Source organism: Pseudomonas sp. B23(2017) (assembly GCF_002113725.1).
GTDB classification, from domain to species: Bacteria; Pseudomonadota; Gammaproteobacteria; order Pseudomonadales; family Pseudomonadaceae; genus Aquipseudomonas; species Aquipseudomonas putida_Z.
This window is the reverse complement of sequence record NZ_NEJM01000006.1, coordinates 175,219-190,845: the sequence shown is the minus strand read 5'-3', so window position 1 is coordinate 190,845 and position 15,627 is coordinate 175,219. Positions and strand designations below refer to the sequence as shown.

The 15,627-nt window shown below is 64.2% G+C and carries 16 protein-coding genes and 1 pseudogene; 9 read left to right on the top strand and 8 right to left on the bottom strand.

Features of this window, described 5'->3' with window-relative positions; genetic code table 11:
- The first annotated feature begins 56 nt into the window (after window positions 1-56).
- Window positions 57-944, top strand: coding sequence for a protease HtpX (htpX, locus tag CAG46_RS12590; protein ID WP_003259721.1), 888 nt, complete (start codon window positions 57-59; stop codon window positions 942-944).
- Between the two features lie 169 nt (window positions 945-1,113).
- Here htpX and CAG46_RS12585 read toward each other — a convergent pair whose 3' ends face one another.
- Window positions 1,114-1,764: a thiopurine S-methyltransferase gene (locus tag CAG46_RS12585; RefSeq protein WP_085618125.1), complete on the bottom strand. Its 651-nt coding sequence runs from the start codon at window positions 1,762-1,764 to the stop codon at window positions 1,114-1,116.
- A gap of 101 nt (window positions 1,765-1,865) precedes the next feature.
- Here CAG46_RS12585 and CAG46_RS12580 point away from each other — a divergent pair, with 101 nt between their 5' ends.
- Window positions 1,866-2,633, top strand: coding sequence for a class III extradiol ring-cleavage dioxygenase (locus CAG46_RS12580; RefSeq protein ID WP_085618123.1), 768 nt, complete (start codon window positions 1,866-1,868; stop codon window positions 2,631-2,633).
- A gap of 176 nt (window positions 2,634-2,809) precedes the next feature.
- Here the strand turns inward: CAG46_RS12580 and CAG46_RS12575 are convergent.
- Both CAG46_RS12575 and CAG46_RS12570 read right to left on the bottom strand, forming a co-directional pair.
- Window positions 2,810-4,523, bottom strand: a pseudogene (locus tag CAG46_RS12575) (DEAD/DEAH box helicase).
- 406 nt (window positions 4,524-4,929) lie between these two features.
- Window positions 4,930-5,685: a spermidine synthase gene (locus CAG46_RS12570; RefSeq protein ID WP_025338183.1), complete on the bottom strand. Its 756-nt coding sequence runs from the start codon at window positions 5,683-5,685 to the stop codon at window positions 4,930-4,932.
- A 116-nt stretch (window positions 5,686-5,801) separates the two neighbouring features.
- Here CAG46_RS12570 and CAG46_RS12565 point away from each other — a divergent pair, with 116 nt between their 5' ends.
- Window positions 5,802-7,148, top strand: a complete 1,347-nt coding sequence (locus CAG46_RS12565; protein WP_003247094.1) for a class II 3-deoxy-7-phosphoheptulonate synthase — start codon at window positions 5,802-5,804, stop codon at window positions 7,146-7,148.
- On the opposite strand, the gene CAG46_RS12560 is transcribed toward CAG46_RS12565, so the two are convergent.
- Together CAG46_RS12560 and CAG46_RS12555 are read right to left on the bottom strand one after the other, a co-directional pair.
- Window positions 7,129-8,349 (bottom strand): winged helix-turn-helix domain-containing protein, encoded by a 1,221-nt coding sequence (locus CAG46_RS12560; RefSeq protein ID WP_085618121.1) that lies wholly within the window; start codon window positions 8,347-8,349, stop codon window positions 7,129-7,131. The genes CAG46_RS12565 and CAG46_RS12560 overlap by 20 nt on opposite strands.
- 123 nt (window positions 8,350-8,472) lie before the next feature.
- The gene (locus tag CAG46_RS12555) at window positions 8,473-8,691 is read right to left on the bottom strand and encodes a DUF1127 domain-containing protein (RefSeq protein WP_013971536.1); all 219 of its coding nucleotides are present in this window, start codon (window positions 8,689-8,691) and stop codon (window positions 8,473-8,475) included.
- 96 nt (window positions 8,692-8,787) lie between these two features.
- On the opposite strand from CAG46_RS12555, the gene CAG46_RS12550 reads away from it, so the two are divergent.
- Window positions 8,788-9,639, top strand: coding sequence for a LysR substrate-binding domain-containing protein (locus CAG46_RS12550; protein WP_061552405.1), 852 nt, complete (start codon window positions 8,788-8,790; stop codon window positions 9,637-9,639).
- A 111-nt stretch (window positions 9,640-9,750) separates the two neighbouring features.
- On the opposite strand, the gene CAG46_RS12545 is transcribed toward CAG46_RS12550, so the two are convergent.
- On the bottom strand, window positions 9,751-10,500 hold the full coding sequence (locus CAG46_RS12545) for a sulfite exporter TauE/SafE family protein (RefSeq protein WP_025338180.1): 750 nt from the start codon (window positions 10,498-10,500) through the stop codon (window positions 9,751-9,753).
- A 114-nt stretch (window positions 10,501-10,614) separates the two neighbouring features.
- Here CAG46_RS12545 and CAG46_RS12540 point away from each other — a divergent pair, with 114 nt between their 5' ends.
- From CAG46_RS12540 to CAG46_RS12530, 3 genes are all read left to right on the top strand, one after another.
- Window positions 10,615-11,568 carry a LysR family transcriptional regulator gene (locus tag CAG46_RS12540; protein ID WP_025338179.1) on the top strand — a complete coding sequence of 318 codons (954 nt, stop codon included), beginning with the start codon at window positions 10,615-10,617 and terminating at the stop codon, window positions 11,566-11,568.
- A gap of 58 nt (window positions 11,569-11,626) precedes the next feature.
- A complete protein-coding gene (locus CAG46_RS12535) occupies window positions 11,627-12,082 on the top strand; it encodes a MarR family winged helix-turn-helix transcriptional regulator (RefSeq protein ID WP_025338178.1) in 456 nt (151 codons plus the stop codon).
- 141 nt (window positions 12,083-12,223) lie between these two features.
- Window positions 12,224-12,652 carry an organic hydroperoxide resistance protein gene (locus tag CAG46_RS12530; RefSeq protein ID WP_085590091.1) on the top strand — a complete coding sequence of 143 codons (429 nt, stop codon included), beginning with the start codon at window positions 12,224-12,226 and terminating at the stop codon, window positions 12,650-12,652.
- A gap of 224 nt (window positions 12,653-12,876) precedes the next feature.
- Here the strand turns inward: CAG46_RS12530 and efp are convergent, their stop codons facing one another.
- Complete coding sequence (efp, locus tag CAG46_RS12525) at window positions 12,877-13,446, bottom strand: elongation factor P (RefSeq protein ID WP_013971530.1); 570 nt, start codon at window positions 13,444-13,446, stop codon at window positions 12,877-12,879.
- A 48-nt stretch (window positions 13,447-13,494) separates the two neighbouring features.
- Window positions 13,495-14,622, bottom strand: a complete 1,128-nt coding sequence (earP, locus tag CAG46_RS12520) for an elongation factor P maturation arginine rhamnosyltransferase EarP (protein WP_085618118.1) — start codon at window positions 14,620-14,622, stop codon at window positions 13,495-13,497.
- Between the two features lie 130 nt (window positions 14,623-14,752).
- On the opposite strand from earP, the gene CAG46_RS12515 reads away from it, so the two are divergent.
- A complete protein-coding gene (locus CAG46_RS12515; RefSeq protein ID WP_025338175.1) occupies window positions 14,753-15,151 on the top strand; it encodes a hypothetical protein in 399 nt (132 codons plus the stop codon).
- A 2-nt stretch (window positions 15,152-15,153) separates the two neighbouring features.
- Entirely contained in the window at window positions 15,154-15,624 is a 471-nt protein-coding gene (locus tag CAG46_RS12510) for a GreA/GreB family elongation factor (protein WP_085618116.1), read from the top strand.
- The last annotated feature ends 3 nt before the right edge of the window (window positions 15,625-15,627 follow it).

Sequence of the window (15,627 nt, the reverse complement as noted above, 5' to 3'; positions counted from 1 at the left end):
CACCTTATATACCCCGCAGTAAGCGACAACTCATCCGTCAGGAGAACGTAACAACCATGATGCGCATTCTGTTGTTTGTAGCCACCAACCTCGCGGTGGTGCTGGTTGCAAGCATTACCCTGAGCCTGTTCGGTTTCAACGGGTTCATGGCCGCCAACGGGGTCGATCTGAACCTCAGCAGCCTGCTGGTGTTCTGCGCCGTGTTCGGCTTTGCCGGCTCCCTCGTCTCGCTGTTCATCTCCAAGTGGATGGCGAAGATGACCACCGGCACCCAGATCATCAGCCAGCCGCGCACCCGCCACGAACAGTGGCTGCTGCAAACGGTCGAAGAGCTGTCCCGTGAAGCGGGCATCAAGATGCCCGAGGTGGGTATCTTCCCGGCGTACGAGGCCAACGCCTTCGCCACCGGCTGGAACCGCAACGACGCGCTGGTCGCCGTGTCCCAGGGCCTGCTGGAGCGTTTCTCGCCCGATGAAGTGCGCGCAGTGCTGGCCCACGAGATCGGCCACGTGGCCAACGGCGACATGGTCACCCTGGCGCTGGTGCAAGGCGTGGTGAACACCTTCGTGATGTTCTTCGCACGCATCATCGGCAACTTCGTCGACAAGGTGATCTTCAAGAACGAAGAAGGCCAGGGCATTGCCTACTACGTGGCGACCATCGTTGCCGAGCTGATCCTGGGCATTCTGGCCAGCATGATCGTGATGTGGTTCTCGCGCCGCCGCGAATACCGCGCCGACGAAGCCGGTGCACAGCTGGCCGGCACCGCGGCGATGATCGGTGCGCTGCAGCGCCTGCGCGTGGAGCAAGGCCTGCCGGTGCACATGCCCGACACCATGAAGGCCTTCGGCATCAATGGTGGCCTGAAGCACGGCCTGGCCGGGCTGCTGATGAGCCACCCGCCGCTGGAAGACCGTATCGAGGCCCTGCGCCGTCGCGGTTGATCCAACCGGTAAAACAAAAGGGCGACTTCGGTCGCCCTTTTTTGTACACCTGTGCCGGCCTCTTCGCGGGTAAACCCGCTCCCACAGGTTCACCACACACCTTGAGGATTGTGCAGTACCTGTGGGAGCGGGTTCACCCGCGAAAGGGCCGCTGCAGGCTACACACCTGTCATCGGCTAACCCGGTACACCCGCTCCAACAAACTCGATACCCCGGCCTGCAAGAACTTCGGGCTTTCCTCAATCACCTCCACAACCTCCAGCTCATCCACCTGCCACCCGGTAAACCCCTGCCGCAGCTCTTCATCCGCGACCGAAAACGGCGGCCCGCCCAACAAAGCCTGGTCATAATCCAGAGTCACCACCACCCCCTGGCAACCCGCCGGCAGCAAGCCCGACAACAACTGCATGTAAGCCACACGCATCTGCGGCGGCAAGGCAATCAGCGCCGCCCGGTCATACAGCCCCGCGCAGTCGCCGATATCCTCTGCCTGCAACGCAAAGAAATCCCCACACCAGAGCTCAACGTCACCACTGCGCCAAACCTCGAAAGCCCCGCGCTGTTGCACCTCGGCTTCAAGCCCATGCTCGCGGAAGAATGCCTCCACCGCCCGCCGCGACAGCTCTACGCCCAACACGCGGTACCCCTGCCCGGCCAGCCAGGCCAGGTCCAGGCTCTTGCCGCACAATGGCACCAGCACGCGGCTACCCGGCGCCAGGCCAAGCGCTGGCCAATACTTCTGCAGATAGGGGTTCACCTGCGCCTGGTGAAAGCCGATCTGGTTGTCGGCCCACCGCTGCTGCCAGAACGCTGGCTCCATGATCACTCCCGATTTTTAGATGGTTTGTCGGTAAAAGTTGGTTTGGATTTCGATCTGTAGTTGATCGAAGATGAGTGCATCTTAACCGTCAGGACCCTGCCATGCTGCCCAGCCTGTTCATTTCCCATGGTTCCCCCATGCTTGCCCTGCAACCCGGCGCCAGCGGGCCGGCGCTCGCCGGGCTGGCCAACGCCCTGCCCCGGCCGAAAGCGATCGTGGTGGTGTCGGCGCACTGGGAAAGCCGCGAACTGCTGGTCACTGGTAGCGCGCAGCCAGAGACCTGGCATGACTTCTACGGTTTCCCACCGGCGCTGTATGCGGTGCAATACCCGGCACCGGGCGACCCCACCCTTGCCGGCCAGATCAGTGAACTGCTGCAGGCTGCCGGGCTGCCTGCCCGGCTGGACGCGCAACGGCCGTTCGACCACGGCGCCTGGGTACCGCTGTCGCTGATGTACCCGGATGCGAATATTCCGGTGGTGCAGGTTTCACTGCCCAGCCACATGGGGCCGGCGCTGCAGGTCAAGGTAGGCCAGGCGTTGGCGGGTTTGCGCGGCCAGGGCGCGCTGCTGATCGGCTCGGGCAGCATTACCCACAACCTGGGCGAACTGGACTGGCATGCCGGGCCGGATGTGATCGAGCCTTGGGCACTGGCGTTCAGGGATTGGGTGGTGGATAAGCTGCGGGCGGATGATCAGGAAGCGTTGCTGGGTTATCGGCAGCAGGCGCCGTTTGCGGTGCGTAACCATCCCAGTGATGAGCATTTCCTGCCGCTGTTCTTTGCCCTGGGGGCTGGGGGCAAGTTCGGGGTGGTGCACCAAGGGTTTACCTTGGGGGCGTTGGGGATGGACATTTATCGGTTCGACTGAAGATAGCCGGGGGCGCTTTGCGCCCCTTTCGCGACACAAGGCCGCTCCCACAGGTACAGTGCAACCCGTTACTGTGGGAGCGGCCTTGTGTCGCGATGGGCTGCAAAGCAGCCCCAAAATGGCACAGGCAAAAAAAATCCCCAGCAAAAGCCGGGGATTTTTTCATTGCGCCAGGATCAATCCTCGCGGTAGCGACGCAGCTTCAGCTGTTTGCCGGCCACGCGGGTGTCCTTGAGCTTGGACAGCAGCTTCTCCAGGCCATCTTCCGGCAGCTCGACCAGGCTGAAGCTGTCGCGCACCTGGATGCGGCCAATGGCGTCACGGGCCAGGCCACCTTCGTTGAGGATCGCGCCCAGCAGGTTCTTGGCAGCGATGCCGTCACGGGCACCCAGGGCAGTACGGCAACGCACACGGCCTTCGGCCAGCGGCATCGGCGCACGGCGCTCGCGGTCACCACGCTCCGGACGCTCGCCACGCTCACCACGTTCGGTACGCTCACCACGCGGGGCGAAGCTCGGCACCAGCGGCTGCTCACGCTCTACCGCAGCCAGGTCCAGCGCCTGGCCATTGGTGGCCTTGCGCAGCAGGGCAGCAGCCAGGGCACGCGCGCTGCAACCCAGGTCGGCGGTCAGGCGGTCGAACAGCTCGCCGTGGGTGGCTTCCGCTTCGGCAACCAGTGGCGCCAGGCTCGAGGTCAGCTTCTTGATGCGGGCATCCAGCACGGCCTGGGCATTCGGCAGGCGGGCTTCGGCAACTTTCTGCCCGGTTACGCGCTCGATCACCTGCAGCATGCGGCGCTCACGCGGGGTGACCAGCAGCAGTGCACGGCCATCGCGACCGGCACGGCCGGTACGGCCGATACGGTGTACGTAGGACTCCGGGTCGTACGGCATGTCGACGTTGAACACGTGAGTGATACGCGGAACGTCCAGGCCACGGGCAGCGACGTCGGTAGCGACAACGATGTCCAGGCGGCCATCCTTGAGCGAGTCGATCACGCGCTCACGCTGGTTCTGGGCGATGTCGCCGTTCAGCGCGGCAGCCTTGTAGCCCTTGGCTTCCAGCGCGGAGGCCAGGTCCAGGGTGGCTTGCTTGGTACGCACGAAGGCGATCAGCGCGTCGAACTCTTCCACTTCCAGCAGACGCAGCACAGCCGGGATCTTCTGGTCGGCGTGGACCATCAGGTGGGCCTGCTCGATCGCGGTAACGGTCTGGGTCTTGCTCTGGATCTTGACGTGCTTGGGCTCGCGCAGGTGGCGTTCGGCGATCGAACGGATCGACGACGGCAGGGTGGCGGAGAACAGCACGGTCTGGCGGCTGGCCGGGATGGCATCGAAGATCACTTCGAGGTCGTCCATGAAGCCCAGCTTGAGCATCTCGTCGGCTTCGTCCAGTACCAGGTACTGCACGGTCGACAGGACTTTTTCGTCACGACGCAGGTGGTCGCACAGACGGCCCGGGGTGGCCACGACGATTTGCGCGCCGTTGCGGATCGCACGCAGCTGTGGGCCCATCGGGGCACCACCGTAGACGGCGACCACGTTCACGCCCGGCATCTGCTTGGCGTAGGTTTCGAAAGCGGTAGCAACTTGCAGCGCCAACTCACGGGTTGGCGCCAGGATCAGGGCTTGCGGTTCGCGCTTGCTCACATCGATCTTGTTGAGGATCGGCAGGGCGAAGGCAGCGGTCTTGCCGGTGCCAGTCTGCGCCTGGCCGATCATGTCGTGACCGGCGAGGATGATCGGGATCGATTGTTGCTGAATGGCGGACGGCTCTTCGTAGCCGGTCGCCAGAACGGCAGCAACAATATTCGGATTGAGATCGAGAGCGGCGAAGCCGCCGGTTTCCTGGGTCATGGGTCTGCCTCTAGGTGCATCCGCAAAGACCCATGCTCCAAAGCTGCACAAGCCATGAAAGACCGACAGGTCACCCAGGCAGCTTTGGCGGCGGGGATTTGCGAAAACGATTGAAAAAGAAAACGTGGGAAAGTCCGCCTAGCGGACGTGCAGCCGAAGCTGGACTCGGAGGGTTTGCACCACCTGATTTTGCGGTCCGCTAAAAGACCGGCGCGTACTATACCCGAAATCGTGCGCAGACGTGAGGAATATTTTCAGGGTGCCTGGCCAGTGTCGGGCCATCAATCACCCGGAGCTGAATCGATAATCCTTTATTGCCTGTACCGGCCTCATCGCCGGCAAGCCAGCTCCCACAGGGACAGCGCATGGCTTGAGGCCAACGCGGTCGGTGTGGGAGCTGGCTTGCCGGCGATAGGGCCAGCAGCCTCGCCACAGATTCATCAGGTGGCCGGCCGAATCTCGCGGATCAGCCCCTCGAGGCTGTACCCCAGGCGCGGCGCCAGCGCCTCGGCCCGGGCTTTCAGCCCATCCAGGTCCAGCGTCTGCTCCAGGTCCGCCGGCACCAGCAGGATCACATTGCCCTCCTTCACCGGCAGCTCCCAGTAATGCCGGTGGTACAACCCGCGCAGCAACGCCGCGCCCAGCGGCTTGCCATCGTCGGTGGCCCACTGGTTGATCACCAGCCAACCACCCGGGTTCAGCTGCTGCTGGCAGTTCTCCAGGAAGTTCCACGCCAGGTGGCCCACCCCCGGCCCATGGTCGGTGTACAGGTCGACGAACAGCAGGTCGGCCTTCTCCGCCGTGGGCAAAAGCTCCAGGGCATCGCCGATGCGTACATACAGCCGCGGGTCGTCGTCCAGGCCCAGGTACTCCATGGCCAGGCGCGGTACGTCCGGGCGCAGTTCGATGGCTTCGATGTCGTCCAGCGGCAGGAACTTCATGCAGGCCTGGGTCAGCGTGCCGGCACCCAGGCCGAGAAACAGCGCGCTCTCCGGCTGCTCGTGGCACAGCGCCCCCACCAGCATGGCGCGGGTATAGTCGTACTCCAGCCAGCTGGGGTCGGCCGTGAACACGCAGCTCTGCTCGATCGCATCGCCGAATTCCAGAAAGCGGTAGTCGTCGACTTCATACACGCTGATGACGCCAAAGGCGTCCTCCACCCGTGCCAGTAGCCGCTCTTCCCGTTCCGCCGCCATGCTCACCACCCACCCGCGCAAAAACGCGCATTGTCCGTCAACACCCTCGATGCAACAAGCGCAGCGCCAACTGTTACCATGGCCCATAGCCTACAACCGACAAGACCGAGCCCGAGATGAACCAACCGTGGAGCCCCGACAGCTGGCGCGCCCTGCCGATCCAGCAGCAACCGACCTACCCCGATGCCGCGCACCTGCTGAAGGTCGAACAGACCCTGGCCAGCTACCCGCCGCTGGTGTTCGCGGGCGAGGCGCGCGAGCTGCGCCGGCAGTTTGCCGAGGTCACCGAAGGCCGCGCCTTCCTGCTGCAGGGTGGCGACTGCGCCGAGAGCTTCGCCGAGTTCTCGGCGGCGAAAATCCGCGACACCTTCAAGGTGCTGCTGCAGATGGCCATCGTCATGACCTTCGCCGCCGGCTGCCCGGTGGTCAAGGTCGGGCGCATGGCCGGGCAGTTCGCCAAGCCGCGCTCATCGGGCGATGAAACCATCGGCGACATCACCCTGCCCGCCTACCGTGGTGACATCGTCAACGGCATCGGCTTCGACGCGAAAAGCCGCATCCCCGACCCGGAGCGCCTGCTGCAGGCCTACCACCAGGCCACTGCCAGCCTCAACCTGCTGCGCGCCTTCGCCCAGGGCGGGTTTGCCGACCTGCACCAGGTGCACAAGTGGAACCTGGACTTCATCGCCAACTCGGCGCTGGCCGACAAGTACCACCAACTGGCCAACCGCATCGACGAAACCCTGGCATTCATGCGCGCCTGCGGCCTGGACAGCGCGCCGCAGCTGCGCGAAACCAGCTTCTTCACCGCCCACGAAGCACTGCTGCTGAACTATGAAGAAGCCTTCGTGCGCCAGGACAGCCTGACCGGCGACTACTACGACTGCTCGGCGCACATGCTGTGGATCGGCGACCGCACCCGCCAGCTGGACGGTGCCCATGTGGAGTTCCTGCGCGGCGTGCACAACCCGATCGGGGTCAAGGTTGGCCCGAGCATGAACCCCGAAGAACTGATCCGCCTGATCGACACGCTGAACCCGGCCAACGACCCCGGGCGCCTGAACCTGATCGTGCGCATGGGTGCCGGCAAGGTCGGCGACCACCTGCCGGGGCTGATCCGCACGGTCGAGCGCGAAGGGCGCAAGGTGCTGTGGAGCTCCGACCCGATGCATGGCAATACCATCAAGGCCAGCAGCGGCTACAAGACCCGTGACTTTGCGCAGATCCTGGATGAGGTGAAACAGTTCTTCCAGGTGCACCAGGCCGAGGGCAGCCATGCCGGCGGCATCCACATCGAGATGACCGGGCAGAACGTCACCGAATGCATCGGCGGTGCCCGGCCGATCACCGAGGATGCGCTGTCCGACCGCTATCACACCCACTGCGACCCGCGGATGAATGCCGACCAGTCGCTGGAGCTGGCGTTCCTGATTGCCGAAACCCTCAAGCAGGTGCGGCGCTGAGCAACGCCTGGCGCAACTGGCTGCCCTCGGTACGCGGGCAGTTCAGTTGCACCTTCTCCAGCCCCAGCCAGCTGGCCAGGCGCAGCAGGTTGCCGGCCAAGGCCTGGTAACCCTCTTCGTCCAGGCCGCCTGCCTCGACATGCACGGCGTGCACTGCCAGTTGCCCCTGGGCGCGCTCGGCGCGCAGGTCCACGCGCGCGCCGATGCGTTCGCGGTACAGGAACGGCAGCACGTAGTAGCCGTACACTCGCTTGTGCGCCGGGGTGTAGATTTCCAGGCGGTAGCGGAAGTCGAACAAGCGCTCGGTACGGTTGCGTTCCCAGACCAGTGAATCGAACGGCGACAACAGCGCGCTGGCCTGGATGCGCCGGGGGATACGCGGCGCGCCGGCGCAGTAGGCAAGCTGCTTCCAACCCTGCACCTCGACCGCTTGCAGGCGGCCATCAGCCACCAGCTCGGCCAGTGCCGCCTTGCCCTGCGCCGGGTCCAGGCGGAAGTAGTCGCGCAGGTCGCGCTCGGTGGCTACGCCCAGGGCGGTGGCGGCGTGCAGCATCAAGCCCTGATGCGCCTCGGTCTCGCTGGGCAAAGGTTGGTCGAGGATCGCCTTCGGCAGGACCTTTTCCGGCACATCGTAGAGCCGCTCGAAGCCGCGCCGGCCAGCGACCGTCACCTCCCCTGCGGCGAACAGCCATTCCAGCGCGTGCTTTTCCTCGCTCCAGTCCCACCAGGGGCCAGCCCGCTCCTCGCGGGTGGACAGGCTGCCCGCGCCAAGGGCGCCCTGTTCGCGGACCGCTGCCAGTACCCGGGCGATCACATCCTGGCGTTCACGGCCAAACTGCGCGAGCTGGCGATAGATGCCACGGCCATCGGCGGCATGAGCCATGCGCCAGCGCAGCAGTGGGTACAGGCTCAGCGGCAGCAGCGAGGCTTCGTGCCCCCAGTACTCGAACAACAGGCGCTGGCGGCCACTGCCCCAGGCGAGCTGGTCGAGGGTGGCAGGCGAGTAGTTGCCCAGCCGGGAGAACAGCGGCAGGTAGTGGGAGCGGACCAGGGCGTTGACCGAATCGATCTGCAACACACCCAGGCGTTGCAGCATGCGCTTGAGTGCTGGCAGGGTGGGCGCCGATTCCGGCTGTTTGCCGAAACCTTGGGCAGAAAGGGCCAGGCGGCGGGCCTGGTTGATGGACAGCTTGAGGGGCAAGCCTGAACTCCTTGTAGTGTCTGTTCCGGCCTCTTCGCGGGCAAGCCCGCTCCCACATTGTGCAGTACCTGTGGGAGCGGGCTTGCCCGCGAAGAGGCCGGTAAACCCACCGACAAACTTAGCCTATTTCCGCAGCGGGTCATCCCAGAAATGCCGCTCGGCCTCCTGCTGGATATCCGCCCGGCTCAGCCCCAGGTCGTGCAGGGTCGCATCACTCAGGCTGGCCAGTTCCTGGCGCTGGCGGTACAGCTGCAGCCAGCGCGCCGGGCGCTGCAGGGCGGCATGCCACAGGTGGTTCAGGGAAAAGGCAGGTTGCTGGATGCTGCTGACATGACCTTTCATCGTGAAGCCCTCCGTGTTGATGGCTCCAGTCTCCTGCCAGGCATAAGATCAATCCAACGAATGTTTCTGATGCCATGCATCTCGGAGATTGATGCAATGTCCCAGTACCAGAGCCTCGACGCGGACGTACTGCGCACCTTCGTGGCCATCGCCGAACAGGGCGGCTTCACCCGCGCCGGGGAGGTGGTCAACCGCACCCAGTCGGCGGTGAGCATGCAGATGAAACGCCTGGAAGAAGACATTCTGCAGCGCCAGCTGTTCGAGCGCGACGGCCGCCAGGTGCGCCTGACCGCCGAAGGCCAGGTGCTGCTGGGCTATGCGCGGCGCATCCTCAAGTTGCATGGGGAAGTGTTCAACACCCTGCGCATGCCGCACATGGTCGGGGTCGTACGCATCGGTACGCCGGACGACTATGCCATGCGTTTCCTGCCGACCATCCTGTCGAGCTTTGCCCAAGCCTACCCGCTGGTGCAGGTGGAGGTGCATTGCGACTCCTCCAAACAACTGATGCTGCGCCAGGACCTGGACCTGACCATCGTCACCCGTGAGCCGGGCAACGAGATTGGCCAGCTGCTGCGCCAGGAACGCCTGGTCTGGGCCGCCGCGGAAGGCTTCTGCCCGCAGGAGCAACGCCCCATGCCGGTAGCCTTGTTCAACACCGACTGCTTCTGCCGGGCCTGGACCTGCAATGCCCTGGAGGCCCAGGGCATCGACTACCGTATCGCCTATACCAGCCCGAGCCTGGCAGCGATCTTTGCCATTGTCACCGCAGGGTTGGCGGTGACCGCACAGTTGCAGAGCCTGATCGGCGGGAATATCCGCATTCTGGGCGAGAGCGAAGGGTTGCCGCAGTTGCCGGTGGCCAATGTGATGCTGGTGCGCAGTACCCAGAACCCTTCGCCGATTACCGACTGCATGGCCGACTACATTGTCGAAGGGTTCAAGTAACTTGGGGCTGCTGCGCAGCCCATCGCGACACAAGGCCGCTCCTACAAGGGCACGCGATCCCCTGTAGGAGCGGCCTTGTGTCGCGATGGGCCGCAAAGCGGCCCCAAAATCTCAAAGCTCGAACCCGAGCATCACCGCACACCCCACCAGAAACACACAGAACATCGCCCGCAACACCTTCTCCGGCAATGCATGGGCCAATTTCACACCCCAGCTGATACTCAGCAGGCCGCCCACCGCCAATGGAACCCCCACCCCCCAGTCAACACTGTGGTGCACCCCATAGGTCACCAGAGTTACCAAGGTACTCGGCGCCGCCAGCGCCAGCGACAGCCCCTGCGCCACCACCTGGGTGGTACCGAACACACTGGTCAGGATCGGCGTGGCCACCACGGCCCCACCCACCCCGAACAAGCCGCCCATGGTGCCGGCAAAGCTGCCCAGCACACCCAGCCACGGCCAGGCATAGCGCAACTCGGCGCTGGGCGGCGTCACCTTCATGAACATCCGCGCCACGTTCCACACCGCCAGGGCCACCAGGAAGCCGACAAAGCCCAGGCGCATGGATTGCGCATCCAGCCCCACCGCCCAGATCGACCCCAACCAGGCGAACACGAAACTGCACAGCGACAACGGCACCGCATGGCGCAGCTCGATGCGGTTACGCTGGTGATAACGCCACAGCGCCAGCAGCACATTGGGCACTACCATCACCAGCGCCGTGCCTTGCGCCAGTTGCTGGTCCAGGCCGAACAGCACGCCCAGCGCCGGAATCGCGATCAGCCCGCCACCAATGCCGAAAAGGCCACCCATGGTCCCCAGGGCTGCGCCCAGCACGATATACAACAACCACTCGATCATCAGGGGCCTCATCCGCCTTTACACATAATGCGAGCATGCTAACGATTGCGGGCTGGCGGGGAAACGCACAGCAGCGCACAATGGCTGTGCGTTTTTCGCAAAAGCAAGACAGCCATGAGCCCCGATACCCTGACCGACCAGCTAAGCCTGTTCCTCGATGTGCTGGAAACCGGCAGCTTTTCTGCCGCCGCCCGCCGCCACCCGCTGACCCCGTCTGCCGTGGCCCGGCGCATCGACAACCTGGAAAGCGCCGTGGGCAGCCGCCTGTTCACCCGCAGCACCCACGCCGTGCGCGCCACACCTGCCGGCAACGCCTTTGCCGAACGGGCCAGGCGCATCATCGAGGAACTGCGCCTGGCCCGCGCCGAAGCGGTGTCGCTGAGCAATGCCCCCGAAGGCCTGATCCGCATCGACGCCCCCGCCGCATTCGGCCGCCGCCACCTGGCCCCCGCCATCGCCGATTTCCTGGTCGCCTACCCAGGCCTGGATGTGCAACTGCGCCTGATCGACAGCTTCGTCGACCTGCATGGCAGCCACCTGGGCGAGGTCGACCTGGTGCTGCGCGCCGGCCCCCTGGCCGACACCCGGCTGGTCGCCACGCCATTGGCCTACATGGTGCGCATCGCCTGCGCCAGCCCGGCCTACCTGGCCAGCCGCGGCATGCCCACCTGCCCCAGCGAGCTGCCCGGGCACGACGGCCTGGACTGGGACGGCCTGGCGCCGCCATTCGCCTGGCGTTTCAACGTGGCCGGGCAAACCCGCCTGTACCGCCCCTCACGCATGCGCATGGCCGCCAACAACGCCGAAACCCTGCTGTTCGGCGCCCTCGCCGGTTTAGGCATAGCCCACCTGCCCACTTGGCTGATCAGTGAATACCTGCTACGTGGCGAGCTGATACCTTTGTTTTGCGACGGTGGCTTGCCCCAAGCGGAAACCAGCGGTATCTACGCGCTTCGCCTGGAACATGAAACGAACTCTCGCAGTCGTTTGCTGCTCGAATTTCTCAAGAGCCGCTTCAGCCCGATTCCACCCTGGGACCTGGCCTTGCGCAGTGAACTGCGCGAATAAAGCGCGCACTAACGATCCGCGTGCCAGACTTTCCCATTGATTACATTCAAGGACCTGCATGAACGCCAACACCCAAGCCTCCTGTGACGAGCTGCTGCTGGACAACCAGGTCTGTTTCGCCCTGCACTCCACCTCGTTGCTGATGACCAAGGTCTACAAACCGCTGCTGCAGGCCCTGGGCCTGACCTACCCGCAGTACCTGGCCATGCTCGTGCTGTGGGAGCACGACGGCCTGACCGTAGGCGAGATCAGCCAGCACCTGCTCACTGACCCCGGCTCGCTGACGCCGCTGCTCAAGCGCCTGGAAAGCGAAGGCCTGCTGCAGCGCAACCGCAGCCGCGAGGACGAACGGGTGGTACTGGTGCAGCTGACCGACAAGGGCCGCGCCTTGCAGCAGCAGGCCAAGGAAGTGCCGCAGTGCATCCTCAAGGCCAGCGGGCGCAGCCTGGAACAGTTGCAACAGCTGCAGGCCGACCTGCTGGCGCTGCGCGAGAACCTGCAGAAAACCCTCTGACAGCTATGCTGTGCAATGGCCGTTCGGATGAGCGGTGACGATTTATCTTGCGCACTAACTAATTGCGCGCTAATTTAAATCCCACACCAACCCGCGCCCTCCTCCAGACGGGGAGCGCACAGCACATTAGCGAGGCTCAAGATGCAAAAGGTCACTCCGCTGTACATCGCAGAAGCTACCTCCACCGGTGGGCGCGACGGCAAGTCCCGTTCCAGCGACGGCAAGCTGGTGGTCAGCCTGAGCACCCCCAAGGAGCTGGGCGGCGCAGGCGGTGACGGTACCAACCCCGAGCAGATGTTCGCCGCCGGTTACTCGGCGTGCTTCATCGGTGCCCTAAAGTTCGTGGCCGGGCAGGAGAAAAAAGCCCTGCCGGCGGACGCCTCGATCACCGCGAAGGTGGGCATCGGCCAGATTCCAGGTGGTTTCGGCCTGGACATCGACCTGCACATCAACCTGCCGGGCCTGGCCCAGGCCGATGCTGAAGCGCTGGTGGAAAAGGCGCACAAGGTGTGCCCGTACTCCAACGCCACCCGCGGCAATGTGGATGTGCGCCTGCACGTGACCGTGTAAGGCTTGCAGCGCCTCATGTAGGAGCGGCCTTGTGTCGCGATGGGCCGCGAAGCGGCCCCAGGATCGGCCTGCGAAAGCAAGTATTCCTGTGAGATCGTCAGGGCCGCTTCGCGCCCCATCGCGACACAAGGCCGCTCCTACAAGGGAAGCGTGCCGCGGCCTGGAAGTTTGCAGGCATGAAAAAACCCGGCCAAGGCCGGGTTTTTTGCGTTTCACAGGAAGGATTACTTCTTGGAACGGCCTTTGAAGCTGTTGTCGCGAGTGTCGATATCGATCCACTCGTCGATCTGGATGAAGTCGGCAACCGAGATCTCGGTACCGTTCTTCAGCTTGGCAGGCTTCATCACCTTGCCCGAGGTGTCGCCGCGTGCAGCGTTCTCGGTGTAGACAACCTGGCGGCTGATGGTGGTCGGCAGTTCAACCGATACCAGGCGGCCTTCGAAGAACACGGCTTCGCAGACGTCTTCCATGCCTTCTTCGATGTACGGCAGAACGGCTTCGATGTCCTCGGCGTTCAGTTCGTACATGGTGTAGTCGGTGGTGTCCATGAAGGTGTATTCGTCACCGTTGATGAACGACAGGGTCGCTTCTTTGCGATCCAGGATCACGTCGTCCAGCTTGTCGTCTGCACCGTAGACGGTTTCGGTCTTGTAGCCGGTCAGCAGGTTCTTCAGCTTGGTCTTCATGATCGCGCTGTTACGGCCCGACTTGGTGAACTCAGCTTTTTGAACCAGCCACGGGTCGTTGTCGATCCGCAGGACGGTACCGGGTTTCAGTTCTTTACCAGTTTTCATTACGAAGTATCCGAATCTGGATGGATTTATAAAAATCGAGGCCGCGTATCATAGCGAATTTCGGTAAAAGTGTACTAGCGCTGTGGCAAGGTCCGGCTGAGCGGCCTGTCGCGCTGCCCAAAGCCGGGCATGCTGCTGCAGTTCCGGCCAGTGCTGGCGGGCCGCCTGCCAGGCCTGGCCCATGTCGCGGTCCATGTTCCAGGCACGCCACAGGCCAAGCAGGGCGGCATCGGCATCGCCTGACAACCCGTGTCGATAATGCGCCAGAAACGCTTCGAGCTTTTCCCAATGGGCATTCTCGTCCTGCACGTAGATGTGCCACAGCATCGGCTGCCCAGCCCACTGCGCGCGCACGAATGAGTCTTCGCCGCGCACGGCATTGAAATCACAGCTCCACAGCAACCGGTCGTAGTCGTCCTGGCTGACGAAAGGTAGCACCTGCACGGTCAGCGCCCCTCGCTTGCGCACGCTGCCCACTTGCAGTGTCGCCTCGCCAAGCCACTGGCCGAGCCCCGCGACAACGCGCCCTTGCGGCACCAGCAGGTGGCAAGGTTGCTCGCCTGAGGCCAGGGCATCAAGCCAGTTGCCCAGTTGCGGGTTTTCGTAGGCGAACAGGGAAATCAGCAACGCCCCCGCTTCAGGGTTTACGCCAAGCCCCTGCAAGAAGGCCTGCCGTGCGCCTTGCTGGAACGCATCACGCCGCGCCAGCAGCGAGCCCTCGCGCAGCAGGCCACCGGTTTTTTCGGTAAAGCCGGGAAAGAAAAACACCTTGCGCAAGCCATTGGGCTGCGGCGAAGGCAAGCCATGGCAGCCCTCCACCCAGTCCTCGGCACTGAGGTATTCGAGGTTCAACCACAGCGGCGGCGTGGCGCGAGCACGCATTGCCTCTACATAAGTTGCAGGCAACTGGCAGGCGAAGGCACCGATTACCACATCAGCCGGCGCCACCGGCAACCAGGTCACCGGCCACTGGCGCACATCCACACCGTGCTGCCACTGCTGCGGGGCGTCGGCATCGGCCCCGGGGCACATGGGCTTGAACGCATTGAGGTCATCCACCCACAGGCGCACTGCCAGGCCGTGCTCGGCCACCAGCTGCCGGGCCAGGCGCCAGGTCACGCCTATATCGCCGTAGTTGTCGACGACGCTGCAGAAGATGTCCCAGGTGGCTTTCATGTGCCCTGCCCTCGCCCAGCGGAAAAACCGCGCATTCTGCGCATAAATTGTCGCCGACAAAAGCACCTGCGCGGAAAAATGCCCAGGCGCATGCGACAATGCTCCCCGAACACCCTGCCAGGAGGCTGCCATGCCGCGCCACCGTGAACTGAAGATCACCCTCAAGCCGTTGCCGTTGATCGTGTGCGTTGCCTTTGGCCTGTGGCTGGGCGCCGTGGCGATCGCCGCCAGCCTGTGGCTGGCCCTGCAACTGTGGCCACAGCAGGTACAGCCACTGGCCCAGGCCGTGGCCCCCGCCGCGTACCGGCCTGCCGCGCCGCCAGCGCCCGCCCCTGCGGCGGATGCCCAGGCGGAAATGTTCGAACGCTACAAGGACATCCTGCACAAACAGGAGGTGCAACAGGCCGCCGAGGCCGCCCAGGGCAACCCGCGCAACCTCAACAGCCCCAAGTGCCAGTTCTGGCTGCAGCAGAACCGCACCGCGCCCACCGACAAAAGCCAGGCCAACGTGCTGGAGTTCTGTTACTGACCATGGAAAAGCCCAGCCTGCTGGCGCAGATCGTCGCCACCCTCGAGCATGACCTGGATGTGCTGACCCGCGCGGCGCAAACCGCGTACGAAGCCGCCACCGCCGAAGAGAACATCGCCGAGAACAAGTACGACACCCTGGGCCTGGAAGCCTCGTATCTGGCTACCGGCCAGGCCCGCCGCAGCGCCGAGATCCGCAAGGCGCTGGTGACCTACCAGCAACTGCTGCTGCGCGACTACGACCCGGCACGCGGGGTGCAGGTGAGCAACCTGGTGACGCTGGAGGATGAAGATGGCGGGCTGCGCCGACTGTTCCTCGGGCCCGAGGCGGCGGGGTTGAAGATTGGCGAGGGGGATGGGCTGGTGACGGTGATTACCCCGCGCTCGCCGCTGGGGCAACAGTTGGTCGGCAGGAAGGTTGATGATGAGGTGAGCCTGGGGGCACAGGCATTGTTCATAGTCGATGTTGTCTGAACC

What these genes read in the sequence shown, in the direction of transcription:
- htpX (WP_003259721.1), top strand. Translation starts at nt 57, where the DNA reads ATGATGCGCATTCTGTTGTTTGTAGCCACCAACCTCGCGGTGGTGCTG.
- CAG46_RS12585 (WP_085618125.1), bottom strand. Translation starts at nt 1,764, where the DNA reads ATGGAGCCAGCGTTCTGGCAGCAGCGGTGGGCCGACAACCAGATCGGC.
- CAG46_RS12580 (WP_085618123.1), top strand. Translation starts at nt 1,866, where the DNA reads ATGCTGCCCAGCCTGTTCATTTCCCATGGTTCCCCCATGCTTGCCCTG.
- CAG46_RS12570 (WP_025338183.1), bottom strand. Translation starts at nt 5,685, where the DNA reads ATGGCGGCGGAACGGGAAGAGCGGCTACTGGCACGGGTGGAGGACGCC.
- CAG46_RS12565 (WP_003247094.1), top strand. Translation starts at nt 5,802, where the DNA reads ATGAACCAACCGTGGAGCCCCGACAGCTGGCGCGCCCTGCCGATCCAG.
- CAG46_RS12555 (WP_013971536.1), bottom strand. Translation starts at nt 8,691, where the DNA reads ATGAAAGGTCATGTCAGCAGCATCCAGCAACCTGCCTTTTCCCTGAAC.
- CAG46_RS12550 (WP_061552405.1), top strand. Translation starts at nt 8,788, where the DNA reads ATGTCCCAGTACCAGAGCCTCGACGCGGACGTACTGCGCACCTTCGTG.
- CAG46_RS12545 (WP_025338180.1), bottom strand. Translation starts at nt 10,500, where the DNA reads ATGATCGAGTGGTTGTTGTATATCGTGCTGGGCGCAGCCCTGGGGACC.
- CAG46_RS12540 (WP_025338179.1), top strand. Translation starts at nt 10,615, where the DNA reads ATGAGCCCCGATACCCTGACCGACCAGCTAAGCCTGTTCCTCGATGTG.
- CAG46_RS12535 (WP_025338178.1), top strand. Translation starts at nt 11,627, where the DNA reads ATGAACGCCAACACCCAAGCCTCCTGTGACGAGCTGCTGCTGGACAAC.
- CAG46_RS12530 (WP_085590091.1), top strand. Translation starts at nt 12,224, where the DNA reads ATGCAAAAGGTCACTCCGCTGTACATCGCAGAAGCTACCTCCACCGGT.
- efp (WP_013971530.1), bottom strand. Translation starts at nt 13,446, where the DNA reads ATGAAAACTGGTAAAGAACTGAAACCCGGTACCGTCCTGCGGATCGAC.
- earP (WP_085618118.1), bottom strand. Translation starts at nt 14,622, where the DNA reads ATGAAAGCCACCTGGGACATCTTCTGCAGCGTCGTCGACAACTACGGC.
- CAG46_RS12515 (WP_025338175.1), top strand. Translation starts at nt 14,753, where the DNA reads ATGCCGCGCCACCGTGAACTGAAGATCACCCTCAAGCCGTTGCCGTTG.
- CAG46_RS12510 (WP_085618116.1), top strand. Translation starts at nt 15,154, where the DNA reads ATGGAAAAGCCCAGCCTGCTGGCGCAGATCGTCGCCACCCTCGAGCAT.